Source organism: Rhizobium freirei PRF 81, from assembly GCF_000359745.1.
GTDB classification, from domain to species: domain Bacteria; phylum Pseudomonadota; class Alphaproteobacteria; order Rhizobiales; family Rhizobiaceae; genus Rhizobium; species Rhizobium freirei.
In genome coordinates this window covers 1-16,890 of record NZ_AQHN01000032.1, presented here as the reverse complement: position 1 = coordinate 16,890, position 16,890 = coordinate 1, and the positions used below count along the sequence as shown (strand labels likewise).

The following is a 16,890-nucleotide window of genomic DNA, read 5'->3' as shown; positions in this document are numbered from 1 at the left end:
CTGCCGCCGAGACCTGAATGACGACAGCCCCAGTCGCCCTGGGAGGCAGGCAAGACGACCGGAAATCCGAGCGCTTGCTCGTTTCATCCGGTCAGTCGCGAATGGCAGCTCCTGTTTGCGGATCGAACCAGTGCAGCTTTTCCAGATGGACGGTCAGCGGCAGGCGCTTGTTGGGCGCGGGCGTCGATACTGGCGGGATACGCGCCACCAGCCGGTTCGTGCCCTTTCGTTTGAACTCTGGCGGATCCTCCACGTCGCTGATGTCGACGGGCGGAGAGGCAATGTCGAAAAAGACGAAGGTGTCGGGGCCGAGCGCTTCGGCAACCGGGATCGGCTCGTTGAACAGCGCTTCATGCTCTTTGCACACCAGAAACATTTCCGGGCGTATCCCGGCGATCACCTGCCGTCCGGCATAGGCAGACAATGCGGCACTCGCGGGAACCGGAAACGCAATCCCGGTTCCCGCGATCGTCGCGCGCAGGCTTGCCCCGTCCGCCTCAAGGTCGGCCCGGACGAAATTCATCGCAGGCGAACCGATAAAACCGGCAACGAACAAATTCGCCGGCCGGTCGTAAAGCCGCTGCGGCGTGTCGATCTGCTGCAGGTTGCTCTCGCCGGCATCAGCGACAGGCTTCAGCACAGCAACCCTGTCACCCATCGTCATCGCTTCGACCTGGTCATGGGTGACGTAGAGCGTAGTAACGCCAAGACGCTGGTTTAAAAGCTTGAGCTCGGCCCGCATCTGGACGCGCAGCTTGGCGTCGAGATTGGACAGCGGTTCGTCCATCAGGAATGCCATCGGATGACGGACGATCGCCCGACCCATCGCGACGCGCTGTCGCTGACCGCCGGAGAGCGCGCCCGGCTTGCGGTTCAGGTATTTCGTAAGGTCGAGCATCTCGGCTGCGTCGCGCACAAGCTTCTCGATCTTGTCCTTCGGCATTTTGCGCTGCTGCAGGCCGAAGGCCATGTTCTCGTAGACCGTCATGTGCGGATACAGCGCATAGTTCTGGAATACCATCGCGATGTCGCGGTCCTGCGGCTCGGTGTTGGTGACATCCTGATCGTCCATAAGCAGCCGGCCGCTATTGAGCTGCTCGAGCCCGGCCGCCATCCGCAGAAGCGTAGATTTGCCGCAGCCCGACGGTCCGACCAGCACGACGAATTCACCGTCGCCGACCGTGAAGCTCACATTGGCGACGGCGACGGTCCCGTCCGGATAGGTTTTTCCAATCCCGTCAAAGGTCATGGACGCCATATAGTTCTTCTCCCAGTATCACGTGGCGAGGCAAGTCATCGGGTCGGATGGCGTGCCTCGTAAGATTGGTCACGCCATCAGCCGATGGTCACGGGCTTGCCGCTGGCGACGGACTCCTCAATCGCAGCCAGTACCTTGGTGTTGGCAAGCCCATCATTGGCGTCGGCAAGCAGGGGCACGCCACGCACGACGCTATCGACGAAGCGCGCGATGGATTCCTGCACGAAGCCGCCGATGCGGGTTGCACCCGTCGGCGTCATGCCGATGTAGTCGTTGAACCGCATGCCACCATCGACGATACGGCGCAGGCCGCCGCTATGGGTGGGATCAGCCTGGATCTGACCCTTTTCGCCGACGACTTCCACCTTGAAATCGACAAGCGAAGGGTTGTCGCGCGACAGGATCCAGCTGTTTTCCATGGTCACGACAGTGCCTCTGGAAAATTCGAGGATCGAGGCATGGAAATCCTTGGTGTCGACGCCGCCGGCGGCAAGCGTCCCGGAACGGGCCACGGCGTAGACGCGGGTCACCTCGTCTTCGAGGATGAAGCGCAATACATCGACCAGATGGCTGCCCAGGAACCAGAGTGCGGAGGATTTCGCGGCCCAGCTCAGCATTTCGAAGGGAACGAAGGTCGTGTTGGAAAGGCGCGCCGTGCCGTGCTTGGCAAGCCCGATTTGGCCCTCCTGGATCATGTCGCGAACCTGCGCCAGGATCGGGTTCACACGATTGTGGAAGTCGATCATCAACTTGCCCTTGGACTTTGCGGCAGCCTCGGCGATCTCTTCTGCTTCCTTGACTGTGGTCGCGAGGGGCTTTTCGCTCAAGACATGTTTGCCGGCCTTGAGCGCTGCAAGGATGATCGGTGTGTGGGTAAAGTCGGGTGTGGCGACGGACACCGCGTCGATCCGGTCGCTGGCGATGAGCTTCTGATAGTCGGTGAACGCTTCGATTGCGCCAAAACTCTCCTTCATCTTCAGCGCCCTGCCCTCGTCGAGGTCGCAGACGCCAACCAGTTCGGTCTCCGGCAGCACGTTGAAGGTGTGGGCGTGGTTATTGCCCCAAAGGCCGGCGCCGATGACGCCGATGCGAAGTTTGCTCATTTTATATGACTCCATTCAAACCGTAAAAGATCAGCCCTTCACCGAGCCGAAGGTGAGACCGCGCACGACGTAACGGTCGAAGACCAGGAAGATGATCATCGGCGGGATCATCGCGAGCACGGCGGCGGCTGCGATGTAGTTCCAGGTCACGCCGCTGGTGGCGAAATATCCGAGCGTTCCGATCGGAAGGGTGGCGGTTGAACGCGAGCTCAGCACCAGTGGGAAGGCCGCGTTGTTCCAGGCAAAGACGAAAGCGAACATCGAGGTGACAATGATCCCGGGGCGGACGATCGGCAGCGTGATGCGCCACATGATCGTGTGCCAGCGGGCGCCGTCGACGCGGGCCGCCTCCTCCAGCTCCGCCGGCACCTCGTCGATAAAGCTCTTCATCAGCCAGACCGAAAACGGGATCGTCAACGTCTGCAGCACCAGCACCATCGACAAATACGAACCTTGCAGGCCGACCCGCGTGATCAACACGAAATACGGAATCAGGAAGGCAATCGGCGGCGCCATCAACAGGCCGAGATACCAGAGCATGATGTTCTTCTTGCCCCGCATCTTAAAGCGCGAGAGCGCGTAAGCGGCAGGCACCGAGAACGGCAGATTAAGCAACACCGCGCCGATCGCCACGATGAGCGAGTTCACGAGTTGCGGCGCGTTCGTGCCAGGATCGACGAGGATGTGGCGGAAGGCATCCAGCGTCGGTTCGAAGGTCACTTGCGGGGGCATCGCGAACGCTGTTTCTGCCGGCCGGATAGCGAGCGCCAGAAACCAGAGGATCGGGCCGATGAAGACCGCCAGGAACAAGAGGCCGGCGGCATAGGTGAGCGCAGTATAGAAGGTCTTGCGGCTGGCCATGTCACCACTCCTCATTGCGGAAGGCGAAGAACACGTAGAGGGCGATGATGACGTTGACGATCAGCACCGTGATCCACGTCTGGGCACTCACCAACCCGACATTGAAGTTCACCAGACCCTGTTCGTAGAGCGAATAGCCGAGTGTGCGTGTCGAGGTCCCCGGCCCGCCGCGGGTCAGCACCAGCACCGTGTCGAAGGTGTTGAAGATCTGCATGAAGCGCAGCATGACGATGATGGTCGCGGTGCGCCGGATGAGAGGCAGCTTGATGCGCATCAGGATCGTCCAGGCCGATGCGCGATCGAGACGCGCCGCCTCGATGATCTCGTCGGGAACGGAAAGCAGGCTCGCATAGAGGACGATGGCGAAGAACGGCGTCCACTGCCAGATGTCGACGAAGAGTATGGCGGCAAGCGCAGTCGTCGGTGACCCGAGGATGCCCTCCGCCGGCACCGGTAGCCAGAGCGACTGCAGCACCCATGTCACGAGACCGCCGCCCGGATCATAAAGATAGCGAAACAGGAAGCCGACGACGATCGGCGCGATCGTGGTTGGCAGGATCAGCAGCGCGCGTACGACATTCATGCCGGGCAGCGCCTTGAGCAGCACCAGTGCGATCGCCAGGCCGAGCGAAAACTCAATCGCCGTGCCGAGCACCGAAAGGATCAGCGTGTTGGTAAGTGCGGCGCGAAAATCGAACGCATCGAGCGCCTGGACGTAATTGTCGATGCCGACGAAAGCCAAAGGCTGCGGCCCGACCTGCAAGTTCCAGAAGTAAAAGCTGGATTTGAGAGCGAAGAGCAGCGGGTAGGCGATCAGCGCCAACAGCATAATCACGGAAGGCGCGATCAACAGGTAAGGCAGGTTGCGGCGGACGAAGCCGCGCCGGACGGGCGTAAGCGTTGGCAAGGAGCGAATGGCTGTCGTGTGCATCGTCGAAGTCCAGTTCTTCTTGGCGGATGACCGCCGGCGCGAGCGTTTCCGCGCCGGCCCGAGAAGAATTCCATTACGCCTTGCCGAGCTTGCCGATCAGCGCCTTGGCGCCGTCGAGCGTGTCAGCGTAGCTTTCCTTCTGGTAGGGGATCATCAGATTGCCCTTGAGGATGCTTTCGAAGAGGCTGTTGGCGCGCTCCAGCGCGGTCTTCGGATCTTCGCTGCCGGTCAGAAGCTGGTTGAGCGTCAGGCCGAGCACACTTTCGACCGCGGTATAACCCGGAACCGGCGGACGCGTTATCTTGCCGTTGCCCTGCTTCATCATGTCGTACTGGACATCGAGGTATGAATAGATCTTCTTGACGTCCGCGTCTTCGTAGAGCGACTTGCGGGCAAAATCCGAGAACTGGAAATTGAGGTCCGGCCACTCAGCCATCTTCTTCTGGGTCGCCTTTGACGTCGCCCACTTTATGAAGGCGTAACCGTTGTCCTGCCGGTCGGAACTCGACGGGACGCCAAGGCTCCAGCCGCCGAGGCTGACTGTCTGCGCCACGCCATCTGCCTTCGGCAGGGCTGCGGTCGCATACTTGTCCATGACATCGGACTTCTTGCCGGTCATGTAGCCGGAGTTCTTGACCAGGTAGAAATACGGCGTCCACCAGTAGAACATGCCGATATCGCCCTTGGCGAAACGGGTGCCGGCATCGAACCAGACGTAATTGATCGCCTCGGGCGGCGAGAGCTTGTAAAGCTGCCGGTAGACCTCGAGCGACTTTGACCAGGCAGGACCTGTGAGCTGCGGCGAGAAGTCCCACGGTGCGCCGGGGAAGGATTTGAACCAGTTCGCGCCGTGACTGGCGGAAAGCTGGGTGAACATATGGGTGATCGGGGACGGCTGCGATCCGCAGATCACCGTCGGGAAGAGCGGCTTGCCACCGAAGGACTTGCCTTCGAGCGACTTCAGCGTCTCGATGTACTTCGTCCATGTCCAGTCTTCAGAGGCCTTTGTCGGTGGCGCGGCGATGCCGAAGCTGTCGAAGATGTCCTTGCGGTACATCACCCCTTGCGCATAGGCCGCAACCGGCAGTGTGGCGATCTGCCCGCGCCACATGTTCGACGAATAGAGGACCTCGGGAATGAAGTCGGCGAGATCGATATCACTATCCTTGGCGATGTAGTCGTTGAGCGAGATGATCCAGCCGTTGTCGAGATACTGCCCGAGCCACATCTGGTCGACCGCGATGACGTCCGCGTCCGACGTCTTGGCGACGAAGGCCGAGACAAGGCGGGTCTGCAACGCGTCGTAAGAGAGGCTTTCGAGCTCGACCTTGATGCCCGTTTCCTTTTCGAATTCCGGGATCATGGCTTTCATCGAGAAGAAGAATGGATCTTCGACCGACAGAACGCGTATGGTCTTCGCGTCTTGGGCAGACGCACGCCGTGGCGCGACAAGCGCGCCCGCGCTCGATGCCAAGAGAGCGGCGACAGATGCCGACTTCAGCATGTTCCGGCGCGACATATTTCCAATATCGAATGTCATGTGGTGCCTCCTCAGTTGTTCTTAAATCCAACCTCATCCGACCACGGGAAACCTTCACGGCGCCGAGCTCGAGTTCGATTGTTACCCCTCATCTGCCATTGCCAACAGTTTGTTTGTACTTCGCACAAACTTATGGTACTGTCAAGAAGGTGCGTTCGGGCGTTCCCGCGGCTAAAGCCTCCGCATCTGTTGCGGTAAGCCATCAAGCGCCATCTGGTCGAGCAAGCGCTCTCAAGCTAGAACGACGGGGCTGGCAAATCGGAGATGCAAGTTGAAGTTCGAGAATCAGCCATCCTATTCGCTGGGGCAGCGCGGTCCCAACAAGGACACGCTTGCTGGCGAAAGTGGCAATGTAAGGCTCGTTTCGCAGTCGACCCTCGGCGAGATCAATCGCGGTCGGGTGCTGCAGGCGTTGTACGACAACGGTCCGAAAAGCCGCGCCGAGCTTGCCCGTCTGGCGGGCGTCAATCGCACGACGATCACGGGAATCGTCCAGCCGATGATCGAGGAGGGCCTGCTCGTCGAAGGCGACGCAGTGCCCTCAGACTTCAAGGGCGGTAAGCCGGCGCGTCCGATCTATTTCAATCCTGAAGCACCAATGCTAGGCGCCGTGCTTCTCTTGCCCGGCAGGATCCAGACATGCCTTGTGACGCTCAGCGGCGATATCAAAGCCCTCACCAAAGCGCAATTCGATCCGCATGGCGATAGGGGTGCGTTCCTGGCGATCATCAAGGACACCTTGTCCGCGACGCTTTCCCAAGCCCACCAGGCACCGTTCGGGATCGGCATCGCCTCGGGGGGCATGATCGACAGCGACAACGGGGTGATCCTCGCCGTCAATCTTGCGCCCGTTCTGACTGGCCTCCACTTGGTCGATATCCTGCAGGCGCATTTCTCATTGCCTGTTGTCATCGACCATCATCCGCGCGCGCTTCTCGTTGGCGACCGGTGGTTCGGGCCGGGACGGGGCCAACAAAACTTCGCGGCGATCTATACCGGTGAGGTATTGGGCGGCGCTTTCTACATCGACGGACGGGTCTACCGGGGCCTTGCCGGCTCCGGCGGCGAACTAGGCCATACCGTCGTGCAAATCGATGGGGAACTCTGCAATTGCGGCAAGCACGGATGCTGGGAAACAGTCGCCGCCCTACCCTGGCTGCGGCGTGAAGCGGCCCGACTTGGCTTCGCAAACCCTGAAAGCGTCACCTGTGCTCGCCTCGTCAAAGAGGCAGCAGAAGGCGCCGAAGCTGCGAATGGTCTGCTGGACCGCTATACCAGAAACGTCGCCTTCGGGATCCTCAACCTGCAGCAGACCCTGTCACTCAACTCCTATGTGCTGCATGGGGACATTGCAGGCGGCGGCGCGGACGCGGCCGAACGCGTCAGGCAACATGTCGAACGGTTGGTCAAGAAGCGACCGAACCAGGAGATTTCGATCACGCTGAATGGCATCGGAGAAGGTCATACGGCATTGCGAGGGGCCGCTGGCTTGGTCTTGTCCAGCCACCTGAAGCTCGTCATCTAGGCGGGATACGATCCCGGCGGCGAAACGGCCAACGACGCGGCTGAGCCATTGTGGTTTCAATTGTCGGGAGGTCACAAAACTATCGATCTCGCCGCACAAGCGGGCCGCTCGCGCTTTGTCTGGGAGGGGTCTTTCTCCAGCACAATCTCGGATACCCAATGAAAGTTCCGTGAGGCAATCGATAAGGGCGTAAGGGCCAATCATGGTCTGCGTATTGCTTCAAGTAGCGGCTGCTTGATCGCTTGATCGGATTGCTATCCCAGCGGCTCTTAGTTCGATCGGGGGAACGACAACATGCAGTGCCGGCGATCGCTAGATTGCAGAACGTCGATTGCACGCGCGCGCTCGTGCAACTCCGATAGACGACTGCGAATTTGCCGTGCTCGTTGAATAATGTATCGAATGTGAGATCGACAAGAAGGAGATACGTCTGCGCTACGCGAAGCTGCTCGGCAAGCGCACTCATTCACACCTTGCTCGTTTCGGTGCATGATCAACCGGCCGTTGTCGCCAAGGTCGACCACACCGCCAAGGAACTAGCCTTCATCAGACGGTCGACGGGGGCGATCTGGATTGGACTTGAAAGCGCAAGTCCAGCCTTGAGCAAAGCGGGACCATCCAAATCATTGGACGAGAGCCCGCCGAGCGATTCGTCCCGGGTGGGCGTTCGGCTTGGCTTTCAAAGGGGCCACCATGCCGGCTTCGAGGCAAGCGGCCATGAATGCCTCTCGTGCAACGACGGCGGCTACGCCGCCATTGAGGGCACCGCGACAGGTCCTGATGGCACGCTGATGGCGCTCGCCATAACGCAATGGCCATTCGTTTTCGAGAAAATCCAAAGCATCGTAAACGCCCGCAAACGTCCGCTCAAGACCACACTGCAGTCGGATAGTGACCAGACGAGTCCAGGAGACATCGGTTATCGGCATCCTATTTTCCTTTCCAATGTCACCTGTGACCATCCGGCAAATATTGGAATAACTTTCGCGCGTTCAAGAGTCGGAACGACGCGAAGTCGCCTTGATCGAGCCAGCAGGGGGCGACCCTCAAGGCAGAGCGGGTGGCAAACGTCGCCTGTTACGATGCGACGCGATATCGTGAAACTTGCCACCGCCTACGGCAATAATCGCAAAGCCTTTTCTCTGATCGTGCGTGGTGCGGCCAACCAAGCCGCTCCCTTGCGAAGATCGCACCGACTGACGATCGTAGAACGGGAGAGTCGTCGTTAGCTGCGATGATCAGGATGGCGCAAGGTATCGAGCAACTAAGCCCTTGCTAGCCGCGCGCCTCCCGACGACCACTTCAAAAAAGCGGTTATTGCCGAGGCTGCGACCGCGTCAGTTTCCTTGCTTCGGCAATTAAGCGCTATCACATCCCACGGCTCCTTCTGTCAAACAATTCTTTAGTGGCCTTGGATTCTCTAAACGAAACTAGGATCATGATCCGTCGATTGAAATTGCGAACACAACAGATCGTAGGGTAGCGCTCGTCTTCCTCCTAATTAAGACGGAGGGTACAACAGTCCCATAGGACGTTGTTGCACTGGCCAGCCAATTTATACTGCCTTGAGGTCCGCCAAAAATTTGTCAAATGCATTGTTGATCGGCTTGGCGATCTCAGCCACTGCCTTGCTCGCCAGTGCCCGGAATTCCTTGGCATTCTCGATGCTGGTGTCTACGCGCTTGTGCAGGAACGCCGATTGGAGTTCGAAGACCTGTGACGGCGAGTTCGCGCCGAACAACGCTTGCAAATGCGAGAAACCGGCCACCGCATTCGCCTGCAACGCAGCGACGGACTTAAGCGACAATTCGTAGCCGGCCAGCGTTGCGGTTTCGAAGATCGGAGTGAGTATTTTTTGCGCCTCTTCAGCGCTCGACGCGAATTTAAAGAAAGCTTCGGTCAACTGTTTGTTCCCCTTTTCTACGGATGCCCCGATTTGATCGGCCACCTTCAGAGGCGATGATGCTGAATTTTCGATTGTTTCAAAGGACCTTTCTGAAACCTTGGTGGTCATAGTGCTATTCCTTCTCACGTTGTTTGTTAATGTCGCTAGGCACGGCGATATTGTTGAAAAATTTGATCCTGAGAGTATCACCTGGCAGTTTGGACATGGACAAATGCGGAACTCAGTTTGACGGCCGTTCTTCAGAAACGGATCCGAGAGATCCGAATTGGCTCCGTTACCGCCTGGTTTAGGAAGGCGGCCATATACTTGGCTGCTTCTTGCCGCCTAACGACGAGTACGTGCAAACTCGATGCCAACTAGGCATACGCTTTCAAAAAGGTGTTTCCGAGTATTGTTCTGCCGCTTGCGCGCAAATCTTCAGACTGCAACGCGTCTGCTATGTCGCTTATTGTCGGACTCAAGACTTTTTTGAACGCCAGATAGATCGACCCTCGGAGTGATCGCTCTGCCGTAGACCCACTTTTGTTTGGCACGAAACTTGTGTGTTTATCGCAGACCGCCGGGAGCAAGCCGCAGCAAGGGCACCGGTCCTGATCTCGGCTGGTCGTCACAAAATTGAAGTCAACGACATAGGGCACAGAACGGACCGGACGATTGATCCTGTGGGCGTCAAAGGGTTCTGGCGAACACTGCATCGATAACCTGCCAAAAACCCAGTCGGCAGCGAGAATGTCGAGGTTGACGACAAATATCCGCAGAGATGCAATCAACGGAGTTAAGGATGAATAGATATTTTTGCGAATTACTAGGAACGTTTGCGCTCATTTTCTTCGGCTGCGGCACACTCGTCTTTATGCGTTCCGAGGTGGGCCCCCTCGGTGTCGCTCTTGCCTTCGGGATGACAGTGGTGGCGATGGCCTACGCGATTGGCCCAGTATCAGGCGCTCATCTCAATCCCGCGGTCAGCCTCGGTTTTCTTGTTTCGCGACGGTTTGGACTGTGGGACTTCCTCGCGTATGTCTTGGCTCAAAGTGCGGGGGCTATAGCGGCCGCAGGCGCTCTCTATGTGATAGCCATGGACAAAGTCGGTGGCTACGACATTGCCGTAGAAGGTTTCGCCCAAAACGGCTGGGGAGCTTATGGGGTCAGATCTGTGTTCCTGTTTGAGTTCATCTCCACGTTCCTGTTTGTAACGGTATTTCTCAAAAGCACCACCGAGGAAGGGGCGGGCACTGTCGCAGGTTTTGCAATTGGTCTTACCTTAGTCGCAATCCATCTGGCCGGCATTTCGGTTTCGGGTGCTTCTGTAAACCCTGCACGGTCGCTCGGCCCGGCGCTCTTTGCAGGGGAGACGGCGCGCTCACAGCTCTGGCTCTATATAATTGCACCGATGCTCGGTGCTGTTGCGGCGGGCCTTCTGCAACTCACTGAAGTTCTCGCGTTTCGACCAACAAGCAACTCGCTGAAGCGCAATGGCGCTACTCTTGCAGGGCGAAGTAGAGCTGATGCAGCTCGCCACTTCCAACCGCGCCCCTGACCGGGATTTCGACGGACTTCACATTTCCTTGGCGGCGAACCGCCCCGCCCCCGAGCCAGTATGGGGCTACATGTCACGTGATTCCATTTCCGCCGTTTCATTGTCACCTAAGCCGGTTCCAATCTCGTCTTTAGGGCGCATCGACCTTCTTTCCCGAGAGGAAAATCGGACCGCGGCCAGTATTGGAAAAAACTTGGGTCCATTCAGACCTAGCCCAACGGCCGAAAATACGTCCGATCGATATTGCGGCTGATGCTCCTTCAGGAGTCCTCTGTGAGCGGTTCGAACGCGAGCACTTTTTGGCTTCACCTGCAAACACTCTCTGCTCACCATTATGAGCGCTGCTCATGGATCCATGAAGGAATGCCATTTCAGTTTTGGTTCGCCTCATGATATTGGCCGCTGGGGTCAAGGATATCGCCTCGCCCGCGTCCATAGGACGAAGAGCATCAGCCTTGCAGGAAAGCCATCGGCCAGCACTTGTGCCGATATACTACCATTGCTTGTCGTAGCGATATAATAACAACCCTTAGGCCGTAAATCGTCCGGCCAGCGTCAAAAGAAGAGGTCTTTGAATGCGCGCAGACGTGCAGTGGAAATTGTGCTGGGAAAATGAGTTGCAACTCTCCGATCATGTCGAACTCGCCGAGTTCTTTCGGAAGACATACGGGCCGACTGGCGCGTTTAATGCAAAGCCGTTCCAAGGCAGTCAAAGCTGGGCCGGAGCAAGACCGGAGCTTCGTGCGATCGCGTACGACTCGATCGGTGTTGCGGCCCATCTGGGCTTGCTGCGCCGCTTCATCAAAGTTGACGGGGTAGACCTTTTGGTGGCTGAGCTAGGTTTATATGGAGTGCGTCCGGATCTCGAGGGGCTCGGCATCGCCCATTCGATTCAGGTTATGCTTCCCACATTGCAGAAGTTTCAAGTTCCATTCGCCTTCGGTACGGTTCGACCCGAGCTGCGGAAACACATTGAAAGATTCGGCCGACACAGTCCACTGACTGTTGTGTCGCAGGTGAGCGTACGATCTACGCTGCCACACGCACGCATCGACTTGCCGCCCACCCGTGTCGAGGATCCGCTTGTCATCATTATGCCGATTGGACAGCCCATCTCCGCCTGGCCAGCCGGTACGATGATCGACCGGAACGGACCGGAGTTATGAGCTACCTCGACTGCTAGCGGAAGTGCTCAGGCTCCTCGTGGAGCTCACTGTCCCAAGCGCAATCCGGTCCGGTCATCGGCAGGATCATATCGGCCGCCATCGGATGAAGAAATATGCGGTTCAATGGCCTTGATCTCAATCTTCTGGTTGCGCTCGACGCCCTGATGAGCGAACGTAATCTGACGGCGGCGGCGCGCAGCATTAACCTGAGCCAGCCAGCCATGAGCGCGGCGGTCGCACGGCTGCGCACCTTCTTCCAAGATGAGCTGTTTACGATCGCTGGGCGCGAATTTATCCCCACACCTAGGGCAGAAAGCCTGGCACCCGCCTTGCGAGATGCTCTGCTCCATGTTCAGCTCTCCATTATTTCCAGAGAGCCGTTTGAGCCCGCCCAATCGGATCGTCGCTTCAAAGTTATCCTTTCCGATTACGTCGCGCTCGTATTTTTCGAAAAAGTCGTTGAGCGCGCGGCGCGGGAAGCTCCTGCTGTCAGCTTCGAATTTCGGCCCCCGGGCGATGACACTGATGATTTACTCCGGCGCGGCGACGTCGATCTTCTCATTTTGCCGGAAGTGTTCGCGTCGAACACCCATCCCCGAGCAGGGCTGTTCGATGATGTCCACGTGTGCGTAGGCTGCACCTCGAACAAGCAACTGGAAGAGCCGTTTACGTTCGAGAGATACATGTCGATGGGACACGTTGTGGTCAAGTTTGGGAATGTCCGTAGGCCTGGCATCGAGGAATGGTATTTGCTCGAATATGGTCACAAGAGACGCATCGACGTCGTCGTGCATGGCTTCAGCATGATCCCGCCGATGGTTTCGGGCAACGAACGCATAGGAACCATGCCCTTACGGCTGGCGCAGCATTTCGCAAAAACCATACCCCTGCAAATCGTTGAGCTTCCGCTACCACTACTCCTTCCGTTCACCGAAGCCGTACAATGGCCCGCTCTGCACAATAGTGATCCGGCAAGCCTCTGGATACGCGAACTCTTATTCAAGGAGGCGTCCCACATGATTTCGCCGCCGGGCGCGGCCGAACCTCATATGCACCGGATTAGCACCGGCCCTGACCCGCTCACCTGCGATCGGCGAACTTGATAACGGGCGGAGAAGTCACGTGCTTTGCCCTTCACTTTAAGATTTACACAAGCCAATTGGGTTCGACCGCACGGCGATAACCGGTCGCAACGTTATTTTGCGTCCGGGCGCAGCGGAACAGCATGGATGCTCCAGTTGAACGAAAACTCGAATAATTGCAGCGGTCCGATCGACAGGAAGGACGAGCTGCCATAACTCGGGTCGCCTTTGCGGACTGCAGGCATAAGGCTCAGCACCCGTTACCGAGGCGATCGACGTTAGCCGTTACTTTGCAGAGTGCCGGTAAAAGACATCCGCCAGAATGTGGTGATCATGGCGGTAGACTTCAGCCATGATATTGTAGAGCTCTGGATCGTGAGCCTCGAACTCGTCTGATGTGGCGACGGTGAGTGCACCATGGCTGTAAGCTGTATTCGTATTGAACCAAAACCGCGTGCCTTCGGCCCAATACTCATCGACGGTGTTCTCCATATACGAACGCGCCCAGAGTCCTTTCTCGCGGGCGTGGAAATAGGCTTTTTCAACTCGCGCGACGAGATCAGGATCCACCGTGCGAAGCGCGTTGAAGATATTATGTGAGAATTCGTGAACAAGAATGTTTCCTCCGTAATAGCGAGTGCCAGGCACGCCCATCAAATTTTCCACGGCCCCCGTCGTGTAGAGCCCGCCCATGCCGCGTGCCCGTTGGGCCCAGTATTCCCGGGCAGTCATCTTGTCGATCGTGTTGGCGTAATTCCGCCGTTCGTCGGGGGTGAGGCGGGGATCATCGGGCGCCGGCTTCTTCCAATCCCGCTGCTCCGGAATGTCAGTCGTCGTCTCGTCGATCGCCATGATGCCCACCCGCGCCCCGGCCCAGATTAAGGCATCGCGAACATCACGACGTTCTGACAACATGTATAGGACAATGTCACGTGCGATTAAAAGTGCCGTGTCTGGAACCTTTTCGGACGAGATAATAGTCTTACTGCGTCACAAATTTGTGGATTTTATCGATCCTTCATCCGGGAGCAGCATGGACATCGCTGGAGGTTGCGACTGAGTGCGACGGTCAAGTGCCTTCGGATTGTGGCGATCGAATTCGACACGTGTCGCTCGGGTCGGATCGGGGGCTCCGCGGGGTCGATAACCCTGGGGAAGGCCAGATTGCGGGCGGTTTTTGGTTTCGGGCGGCGCTGAGGGGGGAATCGTCTCCCTTTGGGAGATGAGGAATCCGTAAGCGGCAATGCAGAGGCTTGCATGATGATGGAAGCCGCGCCAACCGCGTCCCTCATAGTGGCCGAGCCCGAGTTCCTGTTTGAGTTCCTGATAGTCGCGCTCGATGCGCCAGCGCAGCTTGGCGGTGCTGACGAGCTTTGCGAGCGAAGCGGCGGCCGGGAGAGTGGAGAGCCAGTATTTGAGTGGTTCGGCATCACCCTCGGGCCATTCGATCAGCAGCCATTCCTCGGCGCGGGGCTCGGTCAATTTGTAATCCCTGGACGCGGGCCTGACGCGCACGGCGGCGAAGCGAGAGTTGAGGTCAGTGTTGGTTCCTTCCCGCCAGCCGATGATCTGCCAGGCATCTTGCGGCAGTTCCTGCGCCAACGCCTTGGCCGATATCGGGCTGTGCTCGGGGCTGCGGCGCATCAGCGAGGTTGGCCGCCCCTTTCCGCGCCAGGGCTCGGGTGGCAATGGTCCCTCGCCGGGTCGCCAGACGCTGAGTGTCGGCTGCACGCCCACGACATAGTCGAGGCCGAGTGCCGACAGGCCGGCGCGGAATGCGCCGTCCACGCCATAGCCGGCATCGGCCAACACCACACCGGGCGCCACTCCGGCTGCCTGGGCGGCTCGGATCTGCTCCAGCGCGATGGCCGGTTTGGTCTGGAATGCGACGCTGTCAGGGATCTTCGCCTTGCGCCGCCGCTCGGCATCGTCGGCCCAGATCTCGGGTAGATACAGCCGGTAGGCAATCGGCAAGCTCGCTGCGACGTTGGCGATCGACAAGCTGACCGCGACTTGGCAGTTGTCCTGCTTGCCGAGTTGGCCACAATATTGCCGCGCCACCCCGACCGAATGCCTGCCCTACTTGGGAAAGCCGGTGTCATCTACAATCCACGCCTCGATCGGCCCATGTCGCTCGATCAGCGGCAGCACCAAATCGCCAATCCGCCGCAGAAGCGCCTCGTCCGACCACGGCGCCTGACCGACGAAATGCAGTAACGACTGATGCTTGGACGAAACCCTCGCCGGTGCCGTTACCGCTGCCAGAGGCTCGACACTCTTGCGCTCCACCGGCAGCATGAGGCCAAGGCAGTAATCCTTCAGCGGCTCTGCCCGATCGGCATGGCCGATCACATCGACAAGCCTCTCGACATAATCCGCAAAGTCTGATTCACTTCTTCCGCTCAGGCCATTCATCTCAGCTTGCTCCTGCTGACCACGAATCGCCACGCTAGCACATCATCGCAAACCGCGAATCTCCCGTTTTTTGTGACTCATACGGCTTCTCATTGATCAGAACGCATTGGCCCATTCTCTGCGTCCGATGGACATGATGCGCCAGGGCTGACTTTCGAGTTTTCGCCATGCGTCGCAACAGTGATTGACGATATCGTCGTAGGATTTGAAGACTCGGTTCGAGAGCCAATTCTCGCGCATGAAGAGCCAGAGGTTTTCGACCGGGTTCAACTCTGGCGATTTCGGCGGGAGCGGCAGGATCGTTATGTTTTCGGGCACGACGAGATTGTTGGACATGTGCCATCCCGCCTGATCCATGATGAGGATGGCATGGGCGTCATCGGCGACATGACGGGCGATTTCGGCCAGATGCTGCGTCATCGCGTAGGTGTCGCACCACGGCATGACCAGCGCTGCCGCTTTGCCGAGCTTCGGGCAGATTGCGCCAAAGATGTAGGCCGATCTGGTGCGTTGATCATGCGGCGCTGAAGGTCGCGTTCCGCGCTTGGCCCACCGGCGCGTGATCTTGTTCTTCTGACCGATGCGAGCTTCGTCCTCGAACCAGATTTCTATTTGCTTGCCTCGTGCCGCTCCAGCGGCAATTTCTGCCACCGCGGCGGGGAACTTTTTTTAAATTCCTCAATGGCTTGGGGGTCTTGCGCGTGATGTTTGGGCCGTGCGGCCAGCTTGCGATAGCCCATGGCTCGCACCTCACGGCTCAGCGTTTGCTCGCTCACCGAGATGCGAAACCCTTCCCAAAGCCATTGAACCAGATCGCACAGACGCCAACGCACAATGCCGTCAAGATAGGGCGTCGGTCCGCGCTCGATGGCCTGTGCCAAGGCCGCACGCTGCTGATCGTTTAATCGCGACTGCGGACCGGGAGCCTTGCCGTTGATCAGGCCTTGGGGACCACGCTCGTTGAAGCGCATGACCCAGTCCCGAACGATCTGGAGCGTGACATTGCCGAGACGGGCGGCATCGGAACGCGAGCCTCCGTCATAGATCGACGCGAGCGCCAACAAACGTCGTGCCTGGGCGGCGTCCTTCGTCTGCCGCGCCAGCCGCCGCAGACCTTCTCCCTCAAAATCCTCACGCAATGAAATCCCTGATCGCATCGCAGACCTCCGGTTTGCTCCAGAGATTCAGATTCACCGCGTTTTGGGAAGGCCAAAGAGTCAAGTTAAACGGGACGCGGTATCAGTAAGAATAGGTATGCCTGCTGCGTCAGCATACTTGGCATAAAACGGATCCAGGCCGAGTGAAATCGGTGGGCTGCGAACCATGAAAGTATCGAAATTGGATATATCAGCCATCGACAATGGCGACGCAGATAAACCATCCTCAGCGCCGCCAAGTCCCCTGCGGATGCAGCAAGAAGGTATCCACCGACAAGGACCATCGCCATCGAGCATCCATGAATCATCATGACCTTTCCTTAGTGCACTGTCTTCCTGAGACGACGCAACAACCATGCCAATCACCAAGCAAAGAACCGACGGTTATATTTGTCGGCCCTGTCGCGCT

13 protein-coding genes and 1 pseudogene are annotated in these 16,890 nt (G+C 58.3%); 4 read left to right on the top strand and 10 right to left on the bottom strand.

Features of this window, described 5'->3' with window-relative positions; genetic code table 11:
• Positions 1–91: 91 nt before the first annotated feature.
• The 5 genes from RHSP_RS08060 to RHSP_RS08040 form a co-directional block, all read right to left on the bottom strand.
• Positions 92–1,258, bottom strand: coding sequence for an ABC transporter ATP-binding protein (locus RHSP_RS08060; protein ID WP_004112713.1), 1,167 nt, complete (start codon positions 1,256–1,258; stop codon positions 92–94).
• Positions 1,259–1,335: 77 nt separating this feature from the next.
• A complete protein-coding gene (locus RHSP_RS08055; protein ID WP_004112709.1) occupies positions 1,336–2,361 on the bottom strand; it encodes a Gfo/Idh/MocA family protein in 1,026 nt (341 codons plus the stop codon).
• Between the two features lie 30 nt (positions 2,362–2,391).
• Complete coding sequence (locus RHSP_RS08050; RefSeq protein WP_004112708.1) at positions 2,392–3,222, bottom strand: carbohydrate ABC transporter permease; 831 nt, start codon at positions 3,220–3,222, stop codon at positions 2,392–2,394.
• A 1-nt stretch (position 3,223) separates the two neighbouring features.
• Entirely contained in the window at positions 3,224–4,153 is a 930-nt protein-coding gene (locus RHSP_RS08045; protein ID WP_004112707.1) for a carbohydrate ABC transporter permease, read from the bottom strand.
• 73 nt (positions 4,154–4,226) lie between these two features.
• Entirely contained in the window at positions 4,227–5,693 is a 1,467-nt protein-coding gene (locus tag RHSP_RS08040) for an ABC transporter substrate-binding protein (RefSeq protein ID WP_004112705.1), read from the bottom strand.
• 271 nt (positions 5,694–5,964) lie between these two features.
• Here RHSP_RS08040 and RHSP_RS08035 point away from each other — a divergent pair, with 271 nt between their 5' ends.
• Complete coding sequence (locus tag RHSP_RS08035) at positions 5,965–7,218, top strand: ROK family transcriptional regulator (protein WP_004112704.1); 1,254 nt, start codon at positions 5,965–5,967, stop codon at positions 7,216–7,218.
• 623 nt (positions 7,219–7,841) lie between these two features.
• On the opposite strand, the gene RHSP_RS08030 is transcribed toward RHSP_RS08035, so the two are convergent.
• Both RHSP_RS08030 and RHSP_RS08025 read right to left on the bottom strand, forming a co-directional pair.
• Positions 7,842–8,147: a DUF982 domain-containing protein gene (locus RHSP_RS08030; RefSeq protein ID WP_004112697.1), complete on the bottom strand. Its 306-nt coding sequence runs from the start codon at positions 8,145–8,147 to the stop codon at positions 7,842–7,844.
• Between the two features lie 626 nt (positions 8,148–8,773).
• Positions 8,774–9,232 (bottom strand): phasin, encoded by a 459-nt coding sequence (locus tag RHSP_RS08025; protein ID WP_004112695.1) that lies wholly within the window; start codon positions 9,230–9,232, stop codon positions 8,774–8,776.
• Positions 9,233–9,905: 673 nt separating this feature from the next.
• Here RHSP_RS08025 and RHSP_RS08020 point away from each other — a divergent pair.
• From RHSP_RS08020 to RHSP_RS08010, 3 genes are all read left to right on the top strand, one after another.
• Entirely contained in the window at positions 9,906–10,661 is a 756-nt protein-coding gene (locus tag RHSP_RS08020) for an aquaporin (RefSeq protein WP_004112693.1), read from the top strand.
• Between the two features lie 575 nt (positions 10,662–11,236).
• Entirely contained in the window at positions 11,237–11,827 is a 591-nt protein-coding gene (locus RHSP_RS08015; protein ID WP_004112689.1) for a NodA family N-acyltransferase, read from the top strand.
• Positions 11,828–11,940: 113 nt separating this feature from the next.
• Positions 11,941–12,930: a LysR family transcriptional regulator gene (locus RHSP_RS08010; RefSeq protein ID WP_004112688.1), complete on the top strand. Its 990-nt coding sequence runs from the start codon at positions 11,941–11,943 to the stop codon at positions 12,928–12,930.
• A 264-nt stretch (positions 12,931–13,194) separates the two neighbouring features.
• Here the strand turns inward: RHSP_RS08010 and RHSP_RS08005 are convergent, their stop codons facing one another.
• The 3 genes and pseudogenes from RHSP_RS08005 to RHSP_RS33420 all read right to left on the bottom strand — a co-directional run bounded on the left by RHSP_RS08005 (position 13,195) and on the right by RHSP_RS33420 (position 16,481).
• The gene (locus RHSP_RS08005) at positions 13,195–13,761 is read right to left on the bottom strand and encodes a hypothetical protein (RefSeq protein WP_120671006.1); all 567 of its coding nucleotides are present in this window, start codon (positions 13,759–13,761) and stop codon (positions 13,195–13,197) included.
• Positions 13,762–13,899: 138 nt separating this feature from the next.
• A pseudogene (locus RHSP_RS08000) lies at positions 13,900–15,324 on the bottom strand (IS701 family transposase).
• A 96-nt stretch (positions 15,325–15,420) separates the two neighbouring features.
• A protein-coding gene (locus RHSP_RS33420) for an IS630 family transposase (protein WP_184462176.1) occupies positions 15,421–16,481 on the bottom strand; the annotation gives its coding sequence in 2 pieces (ribosomal slippage) (positions 15,421–15,989 and positions 15,989–16,481; 1,062 coding nt in all).
• Between the last annotated feature and the right edge of the window lie 409 nt (positions 16,482–16,890).